Origin of the sequence: Paenilisteria portnoyi (assembly GCF_014322795.1) — a bacterium.
GTDB classification, from domain to species: Bacteria; Bacillota; Bacilli; order Lactobacillales; family Listeriaceae; genus Listeria_A; species Listeria_A portnoyi.
The window spans coordinates 1-19,365 of record NZ_JAASTT010000023.1; the positions used below are offsets into that span (position 1 = coordinate 1).

Genomic DNA, 19,365 nt, shown 5'->3' on the forward strand with positions numbered 1-19,365 from the left:
TAAATATGGTATTTTTGTTCCAAGTCATATTATTTCTTTTTGTTTTTTAGCCTGTCTACTTGACAGGGAGCAGTTCAAAGCTTGATTCCAAAGGTATTATTTTTTTTCTAGGGAAAAACGGGGCTGGAAAGACCACTTTTTTTAATTGTATTATGGGTTTTGAAGACTACCTAGGTAAGATTATCAAGCCTGTAAACATTGCAGCGGTTTTTGATGAGTCACAATTGTATAGCAATTTAAATGCATATGATAATATTAAATTATTGGTTGGAAGAGATTTAGAACAAGAGGAGCGGGTATTGCTACTGAAATACATAGATGATAGCGTGCTAAAGAGAAAAATAGGATCGTATTCATTAGGGCAAAAAAAGATTGTGTCTATTTTTATTGCCATATTTACAAAGCCAGAAATGCTAATCTTGGATGAAGTATCTAATGGCTTGGATTACGAAACAGCTAAGCAAGTTAAAAATTTGTTAATATCATGCAAAGATAAAATGCTTGTACTAGTGTGTGGGCATCAATTTGATTTTTATAATCAAATCTTGGATGAAGTTTTTGTAATAAATGATATGCAACTAGTTCATGTTGATATAAAAAAGTTTACAGATTTGGAGAGCGTATATGAAAAGTATGTGGGCTAGTGTAAAGATGCAATTATTTTATCAATGGAAGGCAAAATATCTTATTTCATTATTTATATCTCTTATTGTGATGTGTGTATTTTCTAGCTATACACAATACAGTTCGCTCCATCAAAAAGAAAATCGATTTGATATAACAATGGAGACGTATGAACAAGATGGAATTACCTTGAAGCAGGCACTTTCAGAGGAGTTGAAGATTAAGAAGGATGGTAATTCGGAAGAGATAAGCAATGCATTAAAATATGATTATTACCGTGTTATCGCGGCAAAAGTGGCAATAAACCCCTTAAATGCGCCCAATCAAATTTTTACATCTATTGCAATTATAATCTTACCCATTCTTTTTGGAGTATATAGCTGTCATGTTGCCTTTTTTGATTTTAAATATAGAACGATTAAAAATCAGTTATTATTAAGAGGTTATAAATCTTTCTATTTTAGTAAGCTTATATCTATTGCGATTGTTGCTGTCGCTACTGCTCTGATTACAATATTGCTTTCGATAGGAGTACAGTATTTATTTAATTTATTAGTAGGTGTTCAGCCTAATACAAGTGTGAACTACTTGTCGAAACTACCCTTACAGTTTCTTTATCAGTCATTAGTTTTTATTTTATTTGGAACTTTTTTCTTCACACTAACCATTCTGATTCGTTCAACGTTAGTAAGCATAGTCATGTTATTTTTATACATGTTTATTGTACCAAATTTGGGCGGTTATGATCTGAAAAACTTGATGCTTCTTACAATATCTAAAATATACAATACCTCAGCCTCAACAATGGAAGTGGTATCAGGAGTGAGTACAAATATTATAGCTGGTTACTTGATTGTTATAACTGTGTGTATTGTCTTTACAATTATTTCTTACAAGTGGAATGAAAAAAGGTTATGTCCTAAACTTTGAATCGGATAATATTGGAATGATCTCCACTAAGTTGCTGCAAAAATGTATGACTATGTTGAATGATTGAAAATATAGAAAGCTAGGCATCTTGCCTAAAGCATCTGATGCAAGTGGAATTGGATTAATTGAGAATTATAAAAAGCAGTTATTAAAGAAAAAGCAGTGCTAAAATCATTTGCCACAAATTTGCCACAAGAGTGATTTATGGGATAGTACAACCATTGGTACGAGTACCTTTGATGAACGGGTTATACGGTCACCGTCTCCATTTTTGGAAGTTTAAAGAAGAATATTGTTTAGGAGAAAATCACTCTTGAGGCGTTGGTATAAAACGTTTTAGGGGTGTTTTTCTTTTTTTGAAATCAGCAAGAATTTCTTTGATATGGTACAATATTGTAGAGTTAAAGAATAAATGGAAGGATGGGTAGAATGGCGAAAAAAATACAATTACCAAGCGGTCGAATAGCGGAACATGCGAGTGCAATCCAAGCGACAACAAATACGCTGAAATTACAGCCAAAACCGAGTGTATCGTATTCCACTGGTAGCGCGCGACAATTGGTAGAAGGCGCGATGGAATTTGCACAAATGACAGCATCTGCTCCCGCTGCGTTTCAAAAAGATACAGCGAATTTGAAGAATGTGGAGAAAGCATTTGTTGCCTCAGAAAAAGCGCTGGGCGATATGCTACACAAAGGAATCGAATGGGTGGGCAGTAAAAAATAGATAAGGGGGATACATAGCAATGCAACCAAGACAACGGGAAGAAGAGGCTTGGAAAGAACAAATCAAGAAAGAGCGGCAGTTTGAGGAGTTAGAGCAACTATTTTCAAAAGCGAAACGGGCGCAAGAAAATGTGTTACATACATTTCAGGATGCGTGGCAGGGGAACCGTTCACGACAGCGATTAGGACTCGTCGAAGAGACCATGACAGAAGAATGGCAGAAGCGGAAAAAACAGATGTACGCCGTGGATGATGCGATACAAGAATCCCGTCGAGCGCACCAACGAGCCAAATTTGCATCGAAGGAGGCTGATGCGCATGCCGCGGATTGAAATTGGGGAAGTACGCTATTTCGTGGGGCAATTTTTACGAGAAAGCGAGCGATTACGGGGTGCACTGGGCGATTATCGGAAAGCCGTTGCGAAGTTAGTGGCGGATGGTGAGATCCAAGGTGAGTTTGTCGATAGTGCGAAAAGCTATTACGAAACGGTGCATTATCCCATCGTAGACACGACCATTGAGTGTTTGAGTGAAGCGGATCGGATTTTGAAGAAGTATGTGCAGGATTTTGAATCGCAGGTGGATGATGCGTTTGACTCGCGACTGGACTCGGATAAACTGGACGCGTTGTATGCCGAAATTAGGCGGTCAGAGAACTTGTTGGATGACTTCACGCATGCGATGGATTCGATGACGGGGAACTTAAACCTCGGACAACAGATAGGCATGAAGCTGGGGCTGGAAACGTCGATGATGCAAATCAAAGAGGAGATCAAGATTTTAGAACGGTATCTGGATTTTGAACATAGTCATACGAACGTGATGCATGACGTTTTATCACGGATGTATCAGGTGAAGACTGGCGTGAATGAAATCATGGCTGGAAAAGCGTTCAATGGCACGACACATACGTACGATTCCAGCAAAATGCAATTGGGTTGGCTGAATCATCTAGTGCCAGAGAAGAAGCCAAAGAAAACGTATAATTTCGATGATTACACGAAGACGTTAGAAGGTAGTTATTGGGTCTTAAGTAAAAATGGCATCACGAATCGCGAAACTGCAGAAGCAAGCATCGCCTACAACGACGGTTTGAAAGATGGTACAATTAAAGTAACATCCGAAGAAACTGGCGATTTTATGACGGATTATATGTTAGATGCTATAAAGGGTAAAAATACATTAAATCCTGATGTACCGCTAACCAAAATGCAGAGTATTTCTATTGTTGCGGGTGTCTTGATGGGCGGTATCGCCATAAAAGGTAGAGGTATAAAGGTTCCTAAGTATCAATTTGAAAATATTAGAATTATTCCAGGTAAAGTAGGAGTCGTCGTTGGCGGTAATTCTACAAAGTTGGGTAAAAATATGTTAGAATCTATGGGATTAAGCAGATCAGGTAAATGGACAGGATACCAAGCCCAACATGTTATACCTGCTGATATGGCAAAGAACCCTGTTATTAAAAAAATTGGAATGAATCTCGATGATGCTACAAATGGGTTATTTTTGCGAGTACCAGATAGTGCAATTAGCCCGATGTCTAGGCATAGAGGCTATCACTCAGTCTATAACGAGTAGGTTGCTTATGATGGATACAAGTAAAAGCGTGTTTGAACTACAAAAAGATGTGTTTGATTTACAAAATAAGTTGGTTAAGGTGCAAAAATCAGGATTGCCATTGTACCCATCACAAGGTGCAACTATGGATCTATGGGAAAGGCACTTTAATAAAATTAAGTAGGGGTGTTTAAATTGGAAAATAATAAAATTAAGCAAATAGAGACAATTTTGTATAATGAGGATTTGAATGACGCCAAAAAACAAGTGGCGAGCATTGAAGATTCAGAAATGCTTTATGTACTTGTGGCAAATTATAATTGGGATAACGGATTTAGTATACCTAAAGCAATTATTGCTAATGATAATTGTGATATGTCTACGGGGTTAATGATGTTTTATTTGTCTGATGGTATTAGATTACTAGAAGATAGAGAAAGTGTGGGACAATCGGGGCTGGACGAGTGGAGTAAATTTATAACGGAAGTTTATTCTATTCTCGAGGCAGAGGGGTTCAAGAGAAGCAGTATTTCATATTATCCAGAGCTAAGTAAGGTGCAACTATTTAAATTGAGAAAATCGAATCCAAATATACCTGGTTTTTTCTTGGATGGCATAGCGGGAAATGATATTGAGATTCCTATAATATAGTTCGATACAAAAATCTAAGTTGAGAGCCAGACTAGTAATAAGTTGAATCCCGATGTGCCACTAACTAAAGCACAAAGCTTCTCTATTATTGCTGGTGTCTTGATTAGTGGAGTTGCTATGAAGGGGAAAATTATTAAGTACCCTAAAGTTGGTGTTAGTAAGATTAAAAGTGATTTAGTCATTCGTGAAGGGAAATATGAAAAAGCGGCACGCAAAGCTGGTATGCAAATATTGAATAACGGTAAATCATTAGATGATATGGCTAAAATTTATGCAGATACTGTTAGAAAAAATCAAAAATGGTCTTGGCAAAAAAGTATACCAGATGGCGATAAACTCTCAATTAAAGAGAAGAAATTAATTAAAGATACTGCTGTTTCACAGGCATTATTACCAAAAGTAGAAGTGAAGAAAGTAGAAGGTATGAAATTTGGATTTGCAGATTTCAAGAGTGCAGGCGCCGTTAAAGAGACAGTGGAACTACCGCAGGCATTTTGGAAGAAGACGGATGCAGAACAATTTAAGTGGTTAGATGAGCAAGTCGGTGGAAAACAGTCGGGGATGACATGGCACCATACCGAGACACCAGGAAAAATGGAACTTGTGGAGACAGGAATTCATGATATTGTTCCACATAATGGTGGGAGAACAAGTGGAATGTGGGCAGATGCTCCGAGATGATATAAGTGAGGAGAGTATAAAATGAATGTAGAAAAAGGTTCAATTATTTTACCGCTACCAACAGAAGAGATAGTAAGTAATGAAGAAAGTATGTGGAGAGTTAGACTTCCAGCGAAATATAAATCATTTTTAATTGAGAACAATGGTGGAGTTCCAGCTGAAAAATCATTTATGGCTAATAATCATTCATATGCAATTGACCGATTTTTATGCGTCTTGGAAGACACTGAAAACAATGATTTGGGAGAGTATGATATTGATGTTACGCTCACAAGAATTGAAGAACGACTAACGGATAATGAGGATTTAGTAGGTGTAGACTTGCTACCAATCGCGATATTATTTGCTGGAGATTATCTTTGTCTAGATTACAGGGAATCAAAGGATACACCTAAACTATGTGTTTGGAATCATGAAGAATCAGGGGAATTAGATCCCGTGGTATATTTTGTGGCAAATAGTTTTGAAGAGTTTGTCGACAGCTTAGAATAATGTATGAGTGTATTTTGATACTCGTATATTGAGAAAAAAGATGGGTAAACAGAACTCCAAATACATCAAATGATATGAAACATGTTTAAATAAATTCTATTAGCTATATATTACCCACTGTCTCCATTAAATGGAGAAACGCTTGAAGCATTGATGTATAATATGCTTCAAGCGTTTTTTTGCTTTGCCTTTTAGAAAAAACCAGTGAGTAAATCTCCGTTTAAATTACCAGATTACTCGGAATAGGTAAATATACATTGGAAAACGTAACAAAATGTACATATTTATAAGCATTTTCCCATGATATAATATAGTGAAAGCGGTTTCTTTTCAAGTTCAATTTAAGGGGGAAAAAAATGAAGAAAACTATTTCAATATTGCTCTTTGTTTTAATCATGTTAGTACTTGTGAGTTGTGGTAATTTAAGTGGGGAAAAGAAGGATAATGAAACGGCACAAAAGCAAACGTATAAAATGGGAGAAATCCAAGAAACACAATATGGAAATATCAAAGGGTACACAAATACGGATGAGAATGTTTTAGCGTGGAAAGCAGTTCCTTACGCGAAGGCACCAACAGGGGATTTACGCTGGAAAAAGCCTCATGAGCTTGAAAAATTTGAGGGCACATTCGATGCTTCTAAAAAAGATAGCCAGGCATTTATACAGACAGGTGCTGATGGTGTAATCGGTAGTGAAGACAATTTAAACCTAGATATTTACCGTCCTAACACGGAGAAGAAAGACCTTCCCGTAATGGTTTATCTTCATGGTGGAAATAATCAAGGTGGGACATCGGCTGAACTATCAGGGGAAGCTTTTGTGAAGGATTTAGAGACGGTTTTTGTCTCGGTTAATTATCGATTAGGTCCATTAGGCTTTAACCCGTTGCCAGCGCTGAATACAGGTGACGATTTAGAGGATTCAGGGAATTATGCGATGCTTGATATGGCGGCTTCTCTAGATTGGGTAAAAGACAATATTGAGGCTTTTGGTGGAGATAAAGACAATATTACGCTTTCAGGATTTTCGGCTGGAGGTAGAGATGTGATGGCAACACTTGCTTCTCCACTCTTTAAAGATAAATATCAAAAAGCGATTGCATTCAGCGGTGGGATGACGACAGCGAATGAAGAGGAGAGCATTAAAGTATTTGCAAAAGCGATTGCGCCACTCGTTGTAGAAGATAAGGTGAAAAACACCGAAGATGAGGCATATCAATGGTTACAAACAAGCGGTAAAGATGTTCGTGACTATCTTTATCAACTACCTGCTAAACGGCTTAGTGGTCTGATGGGGGATGCTGCTATTCGAATGAGTGCGTTTCCTCATTTGTACACAGATGGGACCGTATTGCCGAAAAATGGTTTTGATGATGCGAATTATTCAGATGTTCCATTGATGATGTTTACTGGCGCATCCGAGTTTTCATTTTTCGCGATGGGAGATCCGTATTTTGCCGCAAGTATTGGAGATGGGACGATACCGAGTGATGCGAGCAAACTGGCGGAATTTAATTTTGCGAAGAAATATGGAAGCGATTTCTACCGATTATTTAATACACAGAAGTCAGCTGAAAAAATGGCAGATCAGTATTCGGCACCGATTTATAATACGGAAATGCAGTTTGGCACGCATTTGACGAAGACGGATGATATGGATTTGGCAGGCGCGTTTCATGGTGTTTTCATACCGTTGTTAGATACGAACAATGAGAGCTATTTAGGAACGATGAGTGAGTCATACGGACTAAAAGGAGCGCAGCAATTGAAAGAACTGTTCCGCGGCTACTTGAAAAATTTCTTGCATGAAGGCAATCCGAACGGCGCTGGCCTAACAACTTGGTCGGCATGGAAAAAAGATAATCAGGCAAGCCTAGTGCTTGACGCAAATGAAGTTGATGCGAAGGCTACGATGACAAAAGAAACAAAAACAAACCAAACAATCATTGATGCGATAAAAAAGGATCAGACCATTCCCGAAAACGCAAAAAATACAATAATTCATGATGTATTAAATGGGCGATGGTTTAGCAGTGAGCTAGATGCCTATTTCAACAATAAGAGTCTCTGGGTGAAGTAAGAAAAGCATTGGAAATTGGTGTGAAAACCAGTTTCCAATGCTTTTTATACTTTTATTCAGAGAAATGTCCTTTTTTCTTTTTATAAAGATAGATTGGTAGTCCAATTGCTGTTAGAACGAGTCCAATTCCGGCGTTCATCGGTTGTGTGAATAGGGTGTTGAAGACGATGAAGGCACCACCGAGAATCGCAATGATTGGTATCACTGGATAGAGTGGGACTTTGTATGGCCGGACAAGCTCTGGTTCTCGTTTTCGCAGCACGAAGACAGCGATGAACGTAAGAGTGTAGAAAATCCAAATAACGAAGATAAGCATATCGGTTAGTTGGTTGAATCCTCCACTGAAAATCATGATGATGGAGATAAGTAAGATGACAATTCCACCGTTGTAAGGGACGCTACTTTTTGCGCCAAGTTTTTTGAACCAGTTACTGAATGGCAGTTGATTATCAAGAGCCATTGCATATGGAATCCGAATTCCGGTCATCGTATAGCCATTTATCGTGCCGAATACGGAGATCAGAATACCAACAGTAATCAATTTACCGCCAATAGAGCCGAAAATGATATTCGCAACGTCAGACGCTGGTGTTGCTGTAGCAGCTAGTGCAGCGGCGGGCATCACGAACAAGTAAGCGATATTGATCAATAAGTAAACCAACATAACGCCTGTTAGTCCGAACACGATTGCTTTTGGTAGATCTTTTTTCGGGTTTTTCATTTCGCCGGCAATGTTACCAACGTGAATCCAGCCATCATACGCAAACATGGTTGCTACGAGACCAGAACCTAAGCTTGTCAAAAATGGGTGGTCTTCTACGCTTATCGGGAATAACCGAAACGCGACGTCACCTTGATGAAAAAGTCCAAATATAATAATTAAGATAAGAGGCACCAGTTTACAGATTGTTGTGACTGCTTGGAAGGATCCGGCGACTTTTGCACCGATAAAATTCATGAGCATGATAAATGCTGCGGCAGCGATGGCAACCGGAACGATAATGCCGTCACCAGTTCCGAAAAGATTCGCGACTTGTGTTGCAAAAATGATCGATAATGCCGCGATATTTGCTGGGAAATAAATAACGGTTTGTGCCCAGCCAAGTAAGTACGCAGTTAGTTTGCCATATGTTTTTTGAAGGTACATCATCATTCCACCGGTTTGCGGAATGGCAGCGGAGAGTTCGGCTGCGGTTAGCCCTCCGCAAATGGTGATAACGCCGCCGAGAATCCAAGCTAGCAGGCCAAGACTCGCGGTTCCTGTAGCTGAATAAACGGCCTCAGGTTTGAAGAATACGCCGGAACCAATAACAGTTCCCATAACAATGGTTAGTGCAGTAAAAAAGCCAATCTCTTTTTTTAGTTTCTGATTTTCCATGTGTTTTCCCCTCGCTTGTTGTCAGGAATCAGCGCTCCCTCTGAACACCGATCCCTACGCAACAGTTGTTTTATTAAAAATAGAAATTTATTAATGCCTTACTACTGTATCATTTTCTAGCTTTTTTGTCAGCTTTTCCAGCATATCTTTTGTCATACGGTCTAGGTCATATTGCGGGTCAAAATCCCATTCGTTTCTAGCGCAACTTGCATCCAGCGAATCGGGCCATGAGTCTGCGATGGCTTGGCGGGCTGGATCAACGTCGTATTTTAACTCAAAATCAGGAATAAATTTGCGAATCGAAGTAGCGATTTGTTCCGGGTCAAAGCTCATTGCCGTGATATTGAAGGCATTGCGATGAACTAAGTGTTTTGGATCCGCTTTCATTAATTTGATAATAGCATCGATCGCGTCGGGCATATACATCATATCCATGTGCGTGCCTTTATCGATGAACGAGGTGTAGCTCTTGTTTTTCAGTGCTTCATAATAAATATCTACGGCATAATCGGTGGTTCCGCCGCCTGGAAGTGTTTTGTAAGAAATGAGGCCTGGGAAGCGCACGCCGCGAGTGTCTACGCCGAATTTTTGGAAGTAGTAGTCGCAAAGTAGTTCGCCGCTTACTTTCGTGACACCGTACATGGTTGTTGGGCGTTGCAGGGTGTCTTGTGGTGTATTGTCCGCCGGCGTACCAGGTCCGAATGAGCCGATGGAGCTTGGTGTGAAGAATTTTAGGTTCAGTTCGCGAGCGACTTCAAGCGCGTTGACAAGGCCGCCCATATTGAGGCTCCACGCGAGTTGTGGCTTTTCTTCGGCCACAGCAGAAAGTAAGGCCGCCAAATGAATAATCGTGTCGACTTCATATTCACGCGCGATATCCATCATCTTATCTTTATCGGTAACGTCCAAAATTTCGAAGGGACCGCTTTCAATTACTTCATTGCCAGCAATACGGCGGATGTCTGTAGCGACAACACTATCCGTGCCGTTTTCAGCGCGCAAACGCATCGTTAATTCAGAACCAATTTGACCTAGACAACCCGTAATAAGTACTTTTTTCATTTAAAAAACCTCCATTGGATTAGAAATCGTATTTTTATATGTTCTGTTCGCTTTAGTGGTATAATTAAGTTTGGTGTTAGAAAGAGTAATCGGCTGGGTGAACATTGAGACGAATGTGCACTCAGCAGCTCTTTTTTGTTCTTTATTCACACGTATTGAGTTGGTATTGTGCTTTGGAAGGGAATGAAAGTGCATTTGGAATCACTTTCTCCCACCTGTTTTTAGATGACTTTTAATTCTTTGCCGACTTTTTCGTAGGTTGCTAGTACTTCGTCGAGCATTTCTCTTGTGTGGGCAGCGGTTGGCATATTACGAACGCGGCCGGTACCTTTTGGAACAGTTGGGAAGACGATGGATTTTGCGTACACGCCTTCTTCTAATAAGCGGCGAGAGAATTGCTGTGTTAGGTTTTCGTCGCCGATGATGCAAGGTGTGATTGGTGTTTCTGAATGTCCGATGTCAAAACCTAATTTCGCTAAGCCAGCTTTGAGATACGTGCCATTTTCCCACAGTTTTTCCATACGTTCTGGGTCGCTTTCCATGATATCGATAGCTTCGATACAGGCAGCCGCGGTACCTGGTGTTAAAGAGGTGGAGAATAGGAACGGTCTAGCTCGAACTTTTAGCCAGTCGATAAGTTGTTGAGAGCCTGCTACGTAGCCGCCGACAACGCCAATTGCTTTGGATAGTGTGCCCATTTGGAAGTCGATTTTATCTGACATGCCGAAATGTTTCACGGTTCCTGCACCTTTGCCCATAACGCCTGAGCCATGTGCGTCATCTACATAAGTAATTAAGCCGAATTCTTCTGCGATAGCAACGATTTCAGGGATTTTGGCAACATCGCCATCCATGGAAAAAACGCCATCCGTGATGTACATAATTTTTTCGTATAGTCCGCTTTCTGTGGCTTCTTTGGCGACGCGGCGAAGATCGTCCATATCTTGATGCTTGGCGCGCAGTACTTTGGCACCGGAAAGGCGACACCCGTCAATGATAGAGGCGTGATTTAGTTCATCGGAAATAATCGCGTCTTTTTTCGTCATAACGGCGGATATCGCTCCCATATTACAGTTGAAACCGGATTGGAAAGCGATTGCAGCTTCGGTGTGCTTGAATTCTGCAAGTCGTGTTTCCAGCTCATTATGGATGGTCATGGTGCCGTTAATAGTACGCACAGCCCCAGCGCCGACGCCATATTGTTCGGTTGCTTCGATGCATTTCTTTTTCAAGCGGTCGTCATTTGAGAAGCCTAAATAGTTATTGGAAGAAAGGTTGATCAATTCAGCGCCGTTCACTTTGATCTTCGCGCCGTTTGGACCTTCAACGGTATCGATGGTGTTGTAAAGTCCTTGATCTCGTAATGCTTGTAATTGGGGTTCTAGAAAGTCGTTTAAAACTTTGTTCGTCATGTGAGAGATTCCTCCTAAAAAATTTTTATATATTATCACGCGTCCTTATCGCCGGATGGGGGTGGGAAAAGGACAGGCGCGGTAATGCCAAAGTAAAACTAGAAACCAAGCGATCGATCGGTCACCAGATGATTGCTATTTTTTTGCTCCAAAAACTCTTGAAGTATAGAGAGAATCAGATTTTTGATTTTTTCTGAGTTGCCTGATTCAATCATGGTAGTCGCGATTTCATCCTCTGTCAGCATCGTGATTAAGTAGGTGAAAATCTCGATTTCTTCGCTTGTTAGGGTATTTGGTAGTAAGAAGACGAGGATATTCGTGATGTTGACTTTGCCTTCTGATGCGATGTGCATTTCTAAATTATGCTTGGAGCCGAAAACGTGAATCGAGGCAGTTTCAACCTCTGTATTGATAAGAAACATGGCCGTATTTGTTCCGCAGGCCAAGACTTTGCGGTGATTCTCGTGTTTATTTAATTGTTCGTAAAGGTTGTCCGCTGCGAGATTGGTTTTCTGTGCGATTTCTTGACTGAAGCCGCGGAGGTTATCTTCTAAATTGCGGGTCATCACGCTACTCGCTGTAAAATAGGTAGCCTTAATGAGTGAGATAATTAAATGATAATAGGTTTGCATCGCAGTCAAACTCGATAAGGCAGTCTCGAAATCGGTCGTTGCAACGGCATCCATTGGAAAAGTCTCGTTTTGCTTACGGTTCGCGATTTTTTCGAGCTTTTTATTGATAGCGTTGATTTCATTATCTGTGAAAAAAATACTGATAAATTGATAATCATGGGTGAAATTCTCTAAATGTGATGTCGAGAGGATCATATCGTATTTTTCTAGATTGGTTTCTTTCATAAGGTCGATTGGCGTGATGAACTTCATTTTTTTTAGTTTGGGTAAGCGCTTCCGAAATCTTGCTTGTAGCCAGGTATTGATGCCACTGCTTCGGGAGGTCACGATGAGTGCGCTATACGGTCGCATGTTTTCAGAATGGATAATCGCGGCTTCGAAGTGAAGGACGATGAATCCAGTTTCTTCTTCTGGAATTTGTTTGAAGGGATAGACGTCACAGGCTGCTGTATGCACGATATCAAATAGATCTGGGAACTCCGCTTTAATCATTTCTAGTAGCGGGTTGCTCATCGGCATTTTTTTCTTCAATCGGATGATGGAATACTGGATATGTTCGGTGAGCCCTTTTAAAACATTGATTTGTGATAGCGGTGTATCCATTTCTTTCGCGACACGGGAAATCAGCTTTTTCGCAATTCGAATGGCTTGTACTTTCTCATTTCGGTAAAAAACGTCTTGTCCGCGGCGAATTTCTGATTCGAGCACGAGCATCGTCAGTTCCGCGATTTCACTATCTGGGATTTCGACCATATCGGGCAAACAATCACGCAAAATTCGTTCGGCGATGTCGTATTCAGGATATTCTTGCAGGAAAACATGATTTCCCTCCCTTTTCGCGATGATTTTCCCTTTTGGAATTTGCTGAATCGTTATCATGAGGTAGGTCAGCACGTTTATGTAGGAATCATTACTAATCTCATAGGAAAGCTTTTTCAGCCATTTAGTGATGATCGGATCGCACATGTGCAAAAGAGATAGGTCGACGAAATCCACGATACGCTCATCGATTTGGGCTTCGTTATCGTCTAGGAGGTCGCTGAACATTTGATAGAGCTTAATCTTCGGAACTGTCATTAAAAGTAGTTCTCCGAGCAGTTCGCGTTTTTCTAAGACAGAAGATTCTAATTCGACGCCGATACCACGTTTTCGTTTAATATGGATTTTGCCGTTCCAGTCTTCTTCTAATCGGGTTAAATCACTGCTTACAGTGGCTACGGTGACGGACAGTTCGTTGGCAAGCGCAATCAATTTCACTGGTTCGGACTCGCTTAAAAGCACCCGCAAGATGATTTGTTGTCTCTCGAAAGGCGTAAACTCATTATTGACGAGCTCCAATATGTTTTTTTGAATGCGATCGCGTTGGGCAGATGCGCCAGTGACGGTGAGCCGACTTCCGTGTTTGACTAAGGTTAATTTGAAATCTTGTAATGTTTCGCCGACTTCTTTTAAATCGCGACGCACGGTTCGTTCGCTGACATCCAGATAAGAAGCGAGTTGTGCAATCGAAATGTCGCCGGGTACCGATAGAATTTTTTCTAAAATGATTCGTGAACGTGCAGATAGGTACATTATGCTTCTTCCTTTCGCAGAAATTTTCCCTATGAAAGCTGCGTATGCGTTTCATTTCTTTCGCTGCTAAAGATTCACCTTACACCCTTATACTATGACTCCGCTTGCATATAAGCAATACAAACATATTGCTAATTTGTCCAGTTTTGAAATTGAAAAGATGGACAAAGTTATATCAAGCCACGAAATGAGTGCTTTTTCTAGTGTTTGCAGGTGTTGGTGCGCAGTGCTTTTCGGGTTTTAATTGCTATTTTATATTGTGAAAATTTTATCAAACTCAATTTGACAGCGTTTACGAGGGGGGTGCTATTCTGTACTCGCAAACACAATCTAAAAGAAGGACGTGAACGAAGATGAAAATTAGTGTTGTGAAAGAAATCAAGGCAGGCGAGGCGCGTGTCGGAATGACGCCTGAAAACGCGGCGATATTGGTGAATCAAGGGAACGTTGTATTAGTAGAACAAGATGCTGGGATTGGTTCTGGTTATACGAATCAAGAATATGTGGACGCTGGTGCGGCGCTTGTGGACCAGGCAGAGGCTTGGATGGCGGACATGATCGTAAAGGTGAAAGAGCCACAACCTTCTGAATATCCATTTTTCAAACAAGGTCAGATTATCTGGGGATTTCTTCATTTAGCCGCCTCGAAACCGTGTGTGGAAGCTCTTCTAAAAGCAGGTGCCACAGCGATTGGCGGAGAAACAATTGAAAAAGATGGTGTGCTTACGTTGCTAAAACCAATGAGCGCAATTGCAGGACGTCGAGCGATTTTCATGGGCGCGTATTATTTGGAAAAACAACATCAAGGTGAGGGGATTTTGCTATCTGGTATTGAAAATATCCCGGCTGGTGAGGTGGTTATTCTTGGTGGGGGAAACGTGGCAATCAATGCGTGCGACATGGCGATTGGAGTTGGTTGCAGCGTGACAATCTTGGAGTTGAACCCGGGACGTATTGCATATTTGACGGAACATTACGCAGGGAAATCAGTCGTTATTTTGCCGTCAACAACGGAAAATTTGGAGCGGGAAATCCAGAAAGCGGACGTCTTTATTTCGACAATCCTCATTCCTGGAGCGAAACCGCCAAAAATTGTCAAGGAGTACATGGTGAAATCGATGAAACCGGGTAGCGTCATTGTTGATATTGCTATCGATCAAGGCGGAACCGTGGAAACCATCGAGCATTATACGACGCATGATGATCCAATTTTTATCAAGCATGGTGTCCTTCATTATGCGGTTCCGAATATGCCGGGCGCAACGCCTAGAACTTCGACGATGGCGCTGGCAACTGGGAATCTCACTTATCTGTCAGCTATTGCAGAAAAAGGACTGGAACAAGCTATGCTCGCAGATGTTTCCTTGGCAAGTGGGCTAAATATCCATCATGGTCATATCATGTCAAAAAGTCTCGCCGACACGTTAGGAATGGAATATAGTGAGGTATTCCAATGATGAAAACGGATGAATTTGTGACTATTTGGGACATTAATAAAGCGAAGGAAACGCTCCAAGATAATGCCCGCAAAACACCGCTTGTAAAATCATTCTACTTAACAAGTGTGACAGAAGCAAACGTTTACCTAAAGTTAGAAAACATGCAATTAACAGGCTCTTTCAAATTCCGTGGCGCGTACAACAAAATTGCGGCCCTGACGACGGTAGAAAAAGAACATGGCGTCATCGCTTGCTCGGCAGGGAATCATGCGCAAGGCGTTGCTTTATCCTCCAAATTACTCGGAATCAATAGTAAAATCGTGATGCCAGAAACCGCGCCACAAGCTAAAATTGATGCAACGAGAGGTTATGGTTCGGATGTTGTTTTATATGGGCAAACGTTTGATGAAGCCAAAGAGAAGTGCATCGAAATCGCGGAGAAAACAGGACGGACTTTTTTGCATCCGTATGACGATCCGGCGGTAATTGCTGGGCAAGGAACGATCGGTTTGGAGATTTTGGACAATATGTGGGATGTCGATACGGTCATCGTGCCAATTGGCGGCGGTGGTTTAATATCAGGCATCGCGATTGCGCTGAAATCGTTTAATCCGAACATTCGCATTATCGGTGTGCAAGCTGAAAATGTGCATGGGATGAAATCGTCGTTCGATGCTGGAGAAATAACGCCGCATTACGATGCGCCAACGATGGCAGACGGTTGTGCAGTGAAAGTTCCTGGTGACATCACGTTTTCAATTGTGAGAGAATTGGTAGATGAGATTATCACGGTTTCAGAAGACGAGTTAGAACAAGCGATGAAAGACTTGCTACAGCGCGGGAAAGCAGTTGTAGAAGGCGCTGGGGCACTTAGCGAGGCCGCACTCGTTTCTGATAAAATAGTAGATTATGTGAAGGGAAAAAATGTCGTTTGCATCATCTCTGGTGGGAATGTGGATTTAGAGCGGATTTCTCAAGTCTGTGAGCATTTCTTTTCCAGTGAAATCGTCAAATAACAGGAATATGTGCAAAAAATCGCCAAAGGTTGTTCCAAAACCTTTGGCGATTAGTATTTTATTTTAGAATTTTTCTATGGAACTGTTGATGGGAGTCCTGTACTTGTTGATGCGGTTTCCCATGTAAATTTTCGGCGAATGGCTTTTTCTCTTTGTCCTTTGGAAGAGCGTCACTGATTTTCGGTGTGTGAATCGCTTGCGAGGTCTGACTTTTTTTAGAATTGGTCATTTTTTAAAACCTCCTTTGTTGTTCCTTACCCTGAGGTGGTGGAGTTAAAACACGAATTTTTGAATTGGATAGATGGAAACATGCTCTTGACAAGCGGAAGTGTTTCTATTAGAATAGGTTCTGTAAATGATAATGAAAATCATTCTCAATTAAAAGGTGGGTGATTACTTGAAGAGATCGATACTTATTATTGTGTTTGTATTATTGGCATTGCTTTCGGTATTCGTGGGCGTGCAGAAGATTTCTATCGTACATATTTTTGAATTGACGCGAGAACAGTGGGACATTATTTGGATAAGTCGGATTCCAAGGCTGATTAGTATTATTTTGGCGGGGGCTGGCATTAGTATTTGTGGGATGATTATGCAGAGTTTGACGCAAAATAAGTTTGTTTCGCCAACAACAGCGGGGACAATGGATGCTGCGAGATTAGGGATATTGGTGTCTTTACTTGTTTTTACAACGGCAAGTCCTCTGGTGAAAATGGGTGTGGCTTTCTTATTTGCGCTCCTTGGCACGTTTATATTTATGCAAATTTTGGAGCGGATTCCGTTTAAAGATACGATTTTTATTCCGCTTGTTGGCTTGATGTTCGGCGGGATTCTTAGTTCGATTACGACGTTTTTTGCGTATAAGTTTGATTTAATTCAAAATATTTCTTCGTGGCTTCAAGGGGATTTTTCGATGGTTCTAAAAGGGCGATATGAGTTGCTTTACGTTGCGGTTCCACTGATTGTGATTGCGTATTTGTATGCGAATCAGTTTACAGTTGCTGGGATGGGGGAAACGTTTTCACGGAATTTAGGATTGTCTTATAAGTCGATTATGCGGATTGGTTTGGTGATAGTTGCCTTCATTACGGCTTCTGTTGTTCTGACGGTCGGCATGATACCTTTTCTTGGATTGATTGTACCGAATATTGTGTCGATTTACCGTGGGGATAATATTAGGAAAACTCTGTTTGATACGGCGGTTTTCGGTGCGACTTTCTTGCTGTTTTGTGATGTGCTTGGTCGGGTGATTATTTATCCGTACGAAATTTCGATTAGTTTGATGGTCGGGATTATAGGGAGCGCGATTTTTATTTATCTGCTAATGAGGAGAAAAGCCTATGCGTAAAAATTGGATTTTAGCAGGTATTGTTGTGGTTTTGATGGCTGGTTATTTATTTTTATTTATGGGTGGAAGTCCGGCTTTTGCGCTGGAGCTTCGGTCGACGAAATTGATTGCTATTGTGTTTACGGGGATTGCGATTGCGGTTTCGACGGTTGTTTTCCAGACGATTACGCAAAATAAAATATTGACGCCTTCGATTATGGGATTGGATTCGTTATACATGTTATTGCAGACGTCACTTGTGTTTATTTTCGGATCACAGGCGTTGATGCGGGCTGGGAGTGGGCGCTGGAATTTCTTTTTATCGGTTGTTTTGATGATGGGGTTTGCGCTTATTTTATACTGGTTGATGTTTAAACGGAATGGTCGGAATATTTATTTCTTGTTGCTCGTTGGGATTGTTTGCGGGACGTTTTTCTCTAGTTTTTCGTCGTTTATGGAGATGTTGATTGATCCGAATGAGTTCCAGATTGTGCAGGATAAGATGTTTGCGAGCTTTAACAATGTGAATACGTCGATTTTAGCGATTGCAATTCTTATTTTTGTGGCAGCGATGCTTTATTTGTTGCGATTTGTGAAGTATTTGGATGTGCTGGCGCTGGGCAAGGATCATGCGGTGAATTTGGGCGTTCCGTATAACAAGATTGTGAAGCAGTTGCTGCTGATTATTGTGGTGTTGGTCTCGGTTGCGACGGCGCTTGTTGGACCGATTACGTTTCTAGGATTGATTGTCGCGAATGTGGCGTATCAGTTTTTGAAAACGCATCGGCACGTGACATTGCTTGTTGGGGCAAGCTTGATAAGCCTGGTGGCGCTTGTCGGTGGGCAGTTCTTGGCGGAGCGGGTGTTCCATTTCGATACGCCGATTAGTGTGATTATTAATCTTTGTGGCGGCGTGTATTTCTTGTATTTGCTTTTGAGAGGGGCGAAATTATGATTGAAGTACGGAATTTGGGAAAAAAATATGGGACAAAAAATGTGCTTCAAGCGGTTGATTTGGTGATTCCTGAGAAGCAGATTGTGTCGTTTATCGGGGCGAATGGTGCTGGAAAAAGTACGTTGTTATCGATTATTGCGCGCTTGATGAAATCGGATAGTGGTGAGGTTTTCGTGGATGGCGTGGCGCTTGGTGATTGGAAGTCGGATGATTTGGCGAAACGGTTGTCGATTTTGAAGCAGAGTAACCATGTGACGATGCGTTTGACGGTGCGGGATTTGGTAGCGTTTGGACGTTTTCCGCATTCGAAAGGCCGCTTGCAAAAGGAAGATGAGACGTTTATTGAGATGGCGCTTGATTATATGGAGTTGCGGGATTTGGCATCGCGCTATTTGGATGAACTGAGTGGTGGTCAGCAGCAGCGTGCTTATATTGCGATGATTATTGCGCAGAATACGGATTATATTTTGCTGGATGAGCCGCTGAATAATTTGGATATGAAGCATTCGGTGCAAATTATGCAGTTGTTGCGGCGTTTGGTGGACGAGCTGGGGAAGACGGTGTTGCTCGTTTTGCATGATATTAATTTTGCGTCGTGTTATTCGGATTCGGTTGTGGCACTTAAAGATGGTGCGATTGTAGCGAATGGCAGTACGGCGGAGATGATTCGGGAAGATGTGTTGGCGCAAGTTTTTGATATGCATATTCCGATTTCGTTGATTAATAATGACCGGATTGGTGTGTATTTTAAATAAAGGAGGTGAGGAGCGCGAAACGGTTGGTATGACAAGGAATAATAGCTTCAAAAATAGATATATAAGGGTGGTT

20 protein-coding genes are annotated in these 19,365 nt (G+C 41.2%); 15 read left to right on the forward strand and 5 right to left on the reverse strand.

Annotated features, from left to right (window positions below; translation table 11 throughout):
• Nucleotides 1-59 precede the first annotated feature (59 nt).
• From HCJ66_RS13555 to HCJ66_RS13600, 10 genes are all read left to right on the forward strand, one after another.
• Nucleotides 60-644 (forward strand): ATP-binding cassette domain-containing protein, encoded by a 585-nt coding sequence (locus tag HCJ66_RS13555; protein WP_187133619.1) that lies wholly within the window; start codon nt 60-62, stop codon nt 642-644.
• Complete coding sequence (locus tag HCJ66_RS13560) at nt 625-1,554, forward strand: ABC-2 transporter permease (RefSeq protein ID WP_187133620.1); 930 nt, start codon at nt 625-627, stop codon at nt 1,552-1,554. Before HCJ66_RS13555 ends, HCJ66_RS13560 begins: the two co-directional genes overlap by 20 nt.
• Nucleotides 1,555-1,983: 429 nt before the next feature.
• Entirely contained in the window at nt 1,984-2,280 is a 297-nt protein-coding gene (locus tag HCJ66_RS13565) for a hypothetical protein (protein WP_187133621.1), read from the forward strand.
• A 19-nt stretch (nt 2,281-2,299) separates the two neighbouring features.
• Nucleotides 2,300-2,611 (forward strand): hypothetical protein, encoded by a 312-nt coding sequence (locus HCJ66_RS13570; RefSeq protein WP_187133622.1) that lies wholly within the window; start codon nt 2,300-2,302, stop codon nt 2,609-2,611.
• Complete coding sequence (locus HCJ66_RS16235) at nt 2,598-3,860, forward strand: T7SS effector LXG polymorphic toxin (protein ID WP_246438693.1); 1,263 nt, start codon at nt 2,598-2,600, stop codon at nt 3,858-3,860. The genes HCJ66_RS13570 and HCJ66_RS16235 overlap by 14 nt, the downstream gene beginning before the upstream one ends.
• Before the next feature lie 7 nt (nt 3,861-3,867).
• Nucleotides 3,868-4,023, forward strand: coding sequence for a hypothetical protein (locus HCJ66_RS16240; RefSeq protein WP_246438695.1), 156 nt, complete (start codon nt 3,868-3,870; stop codon nt 4,021-4,023).
• Between the two features lie 11 nt (nt 4,024-4,034).
• Nucleotides 4,035-4,490: a DUF4274 domain-containing protein gene (locus tag HCJ66_RS13585; RefSeq protein WP_187133623.1), complete on the forward strand. Its 456-nt coding sequence runs from the start codon at nt 4,035-4,037 to the stop codon at nt 4,488-4,490.
• Between the two features lie 117 nt (nt 4,491-4,607).
• Entirely contained in the window at nt 4,608-5,171 is a 564-nt protein-coding gene (locus HCJ66_RS13590; protein WP_187133624.1) for an HNH endonuclease signature motif containing protein, read from the forward strand.
• Nucleotides 5,172-5,192: 21 nt separating this feature from the next.
• A complete protein-coding gene (locus tag HCJ66_RS13595; RefSeq protein ID WP_187133625.1) occupies nt 5,193-5,663 on the forward strand; it encodes an SMI1/KNR4 family protein in 471 nt (156 codons plus the stop codon).
• A 356-nt stretch (nt 5,664-6,019) separates the two neighbouring features.
• A complete protein-coding gene (locus tag HCJ66_RS13600; RefSeq protein ID WP_187133626.1) occupies nt 6,020-7,744 on the forward strand; it encodes a carboxylesterase family protein in 1,725 nt (574 codons plus the stop codon).
• 52 nt (nt 7,745-7,796) lie between these two features.
• On the opposite strand, the gene HCJ66_RS13605 is transcribed toward HCJ66_RS13600, so the two are convergent.
• The 4 genes from HCJ66_RS13605 to HCJ66_RS13620 all read right to left on the reverse strand — a co-directional run bounded on the left by HCJ66_RS13605 (nt 7,797) and on the right by HCJ66_RS13620 (nt 13,800).
• Nucleotides 7,797-9,122 (reverse strand): APC family permease, encoded by a 1,326-nt coding sequence (locus HCJ66_RS13605; RefSeq protein ID WP_187133627.1) that lies wholly within the window; start codon nt 9,120-9,122, stop codon nt 7,797-7,799.
• A gap of 90 nt (nt 9,123-9,212) precedes the next feature.
• Nucleotides 9,213-10,184: an L-threonine 3-dehydrogenase gene (locus HCJ66_RS13610; protein ID WP_187133628.1), complete on the reverse strand. Its 972-nt coding sequence runs from the start codon at nt 10,182-10,184 to the stop codon at nt 9,213-9,215.
• Between the two features lie 221 nt (nt 10,185-10,405).
• Nucleotides 10,406-11,596 carry a glycine C-acetyltransferase gene (locus tag HCJ66_RS13615; RefSeq protein ID WP_187133629.1) on the reverse strand — a complete coding sequence of 397 codons (1,191 nt, stop codon included), beginning with the start codon at nt 11,594-11,596 and terminating at the stop codon, nt 10,406-10,408.
• A 98-nt stretch (nt 11,597-11,694) separates the two neighbouring features.
• The gene (locus HCJ66_RS13620; RefSeq protein ID WP_187133630.1) at nt 11,695-13,800 is read right to left on the reverse strand and encodes a BglG family transcription antiterminator; all 2,106 of its coding nucleotides are present in this window, start codon (nt 13,798-13,800) and stop codon (nt 11,695-11,697) included.
• Between the two features lie 353 nt (nt 13,801-14,153).
• Here HCJ66_RS13620 and ald point away from each other — a divergent pair, with 353 nt between their 5' ends.
• Nucleotides 14,154-15,257: an alanine dehydrogenase gene (gene ald, locus HCJ66_RS13625; protein WP_187133631.1), complete on the forward strand. Its 1,104-nt coding sequence runs from the start codon at nt 14,154-14,156 to the stop codon at nt 15,255-15,257.
• On the forward strand, nt 15,257-16,255 hold the full coding sequence (tdcB, locus tag HCJ66_RS13630; protein WP_187133675.1) for a bifunctional threonine ammonia-lyase/L-serine ammonia-lyase TdcB: 999 nt from the start codon (nt 15,257-15,259) through the stop codon (nt 16,253-16,255). The genes ald and tdcB overlap by 1 nt, the downstream gene beginning before the upstream one ends.
• A 58-nt stretch (nt 16,256-16,313) precedes the next feature.
• Here the strand turns inward: tdcB and HCJ66_RS13635 are convergent, their stop codons facing one another.
• Nucleotides 16,314-16,484: a hypothetical protein gene (locus HCJ66_RS13635; protein ID WP_156110608.1), complete on the reverse strand. Its 171-nt coding sequence runs from the start codon at nt 16,482-16,484 to the stop codon at nt 16,314-16,316.
• Between the two features lie 168 nt (nt 16,485-16,652).
• On the opposite strand from HCJ66_RS13635, the gene HCJ66_RS13640 reads away from it, so the two are divergent.
• From HCJ66_RS13640 to HCJ66_RS13650, 3 genes are read left to right on the forward strand one after another with little or no spacing between them, the layout of a single operon-like run.
• The gene (locus HCJ66_RS13640) at nt 16,653-17,603 is read left to right on the forward strand and encodes an ABC transporter permease (RefSeq protein WP_187133632.1); all 951 of its coding nucleotides are present in this window, start codon (nt 16,653-16,655) and stop codon (nt 17,601-17,603) included.
• Nucleotides 17,596-18,537, forward strand: a complete 942-nt coding sequence (locus HCJ66_RS13645) for an iron chelate uptake ABC transporter family permease subunit (RefSeq protein WP_187133633.1) — start codon at nt 17,596-17,598, stop codon at nt 18,535-18,537. The genes HCJ66_RS13640 and HCJ66_RS13645 overlap by 8 nt, the downstream gene beginning before the upstream one ends.
• Nucleotides 18,534-19,292: an iron ABC transporter ATP-binding protein gene (locus tag HCJ66_RS13650; RefSeq protein WP_187133634.1), complete on the forward strand. Its 759-nt coding sequence runs from the start codon at nt 18,534-18,536 to the stop codon at nt 19,290-19,292. The genes HCJ66_RS13645 and HCJ66_RS13650 overlap by 4 nt, the downstream gene beginning before the upstream one ends.
• The last annotated feature ends 73 nt before the right edge of the window (nt 19,293-19,365 follow it).

What these genes read in the sequence shown, in the direction of transcription:
- HCJ66_RS13615 (WP_187133629.1), bottom strand. Translation starts at nt 11,596, where the DNA reads ATGACGAACAAAGTTTTAAACGACTTTCTAGAACCCCAATTACAAGCA.
- HCJ66_RS13565 (WP_187133621.1), top strand. Translation starts at nt 1,984, where the DNA reads ATGGCGAAAAAAATACAATTACCAAGCGGTCGAATAGCGGAACATGCG.
- ald (WP_187133631.1), top strand. Translation starts at nt 14,154, where the DNA reads ATGAAAATTAGTGTTGTGAAAGAAATCAAGGCAGGCGAGGCGCGTGTC.
- HCJ66_RS13605 (WP_187133627.1), bottom strand. Translation starts at nt 9,122, where the DNA reads ATGGAAAATCAGAAACTAAAAAAAGAGATTGGCTTTTTTACTGCACTA.
- HCJ66_RS13650 (WP_187133634.1), top strand. Translation starts at nt 18,534, where the DNA reads ATGATTGAAGTACGGAATTTGGGAAAAAAATATGGGACAAAAAATGTG.
- HCJ66_RS13595 (WP_187133625.1), top strand. Translation starts at nt 5,193, where the DNA reads ATGAATGTAGAAAAAGGTTCAATTATTTTACCGCTACCAACAGAAGAG.
- HCJ66_RS13560 (WP_187133620.1), top strand. Translation starts at nt 625, where the DNA reads ATGAAAAGTATGTGGGCTAGTGTAAAGATGCAATTATTTTATCAATGG.
- HCJ66_RS16240 (WP_246438695.1), top strand. Translation starts at nt 3,868, where the DNA reads ATGATGGATACAAGTAAAAGCGTGTTTGAACTACAAAAAGATGTGTTT.
- HCJ66_RS13610 (WP_187133628.1), bottom strand. Translation starts at nt 10,184, where the DNA reads ATGAAAAAAGTACTTATTACGGGTTGTCTAGGTCAAATTGGTTCTGAA.
- HCJ66_RS16235 (WP_246438693.1), top strand. Translation starts at nt 2,598, where the DNA reads ATGCCGCGGATTGAAATTGGGGAAGTACGCTATTTCGTGGGGCAATTT.
- HCJ66_RS13620 (WP_187133630.1), bottom strand. Translation starts at nt 13,800, where the DNA reads ATGTACCTATCTGCACGTTCACGAATCATTTTAGAAAAAATTCTATCG.
- HCJ66_RS13600 (WP_187133626.1), top strand. Translation starts at nt 6,020, where the DNA reads ATGAAGAAAACTATTTCAATATTGCTCTTTGTTTTAATCATGTTAGTA.
- HCJ66_RS13635 (WP_156110608.1), bottom strand. Translation starts at nt 16,484, where the DNA reads ATGACCAATTCTAAAAAAAGTCAGACCTCGCAAGCGATTCACACACCG.
- HCJ66_RS13645 (WP_187133633.1), top strand. Translation starts at nt 17,596, where the DNA reads ATGCGTAAAAATTGGATTTTAGCAGGTATTGTTGTGGTTTTGATGGCT.
- tdcB (WP_187133675.1), top strand. Translation starts at nt 15,257, where the DNA reads ATGAAAACGGATGAATTTGTGACTATTTGGGACATTAATAAAGCGAAG.
- HCJ66_RS13590 (WP_187133624.1), top strand. Translation starts at nt 4,608, where the DNA reads ATGAAGGGGAAAATTATTAAGTACCCTAAAGTTGGTGTTAGTAAGATT.
- HCJ66_RS13570 (WP_187133622.1), top strand. Translation starts at nt 2,300, where the DNA reads ATGCAACCAAGACAACGGGAAGAAGAGGCTTGGAAAGAACAAATCAAG.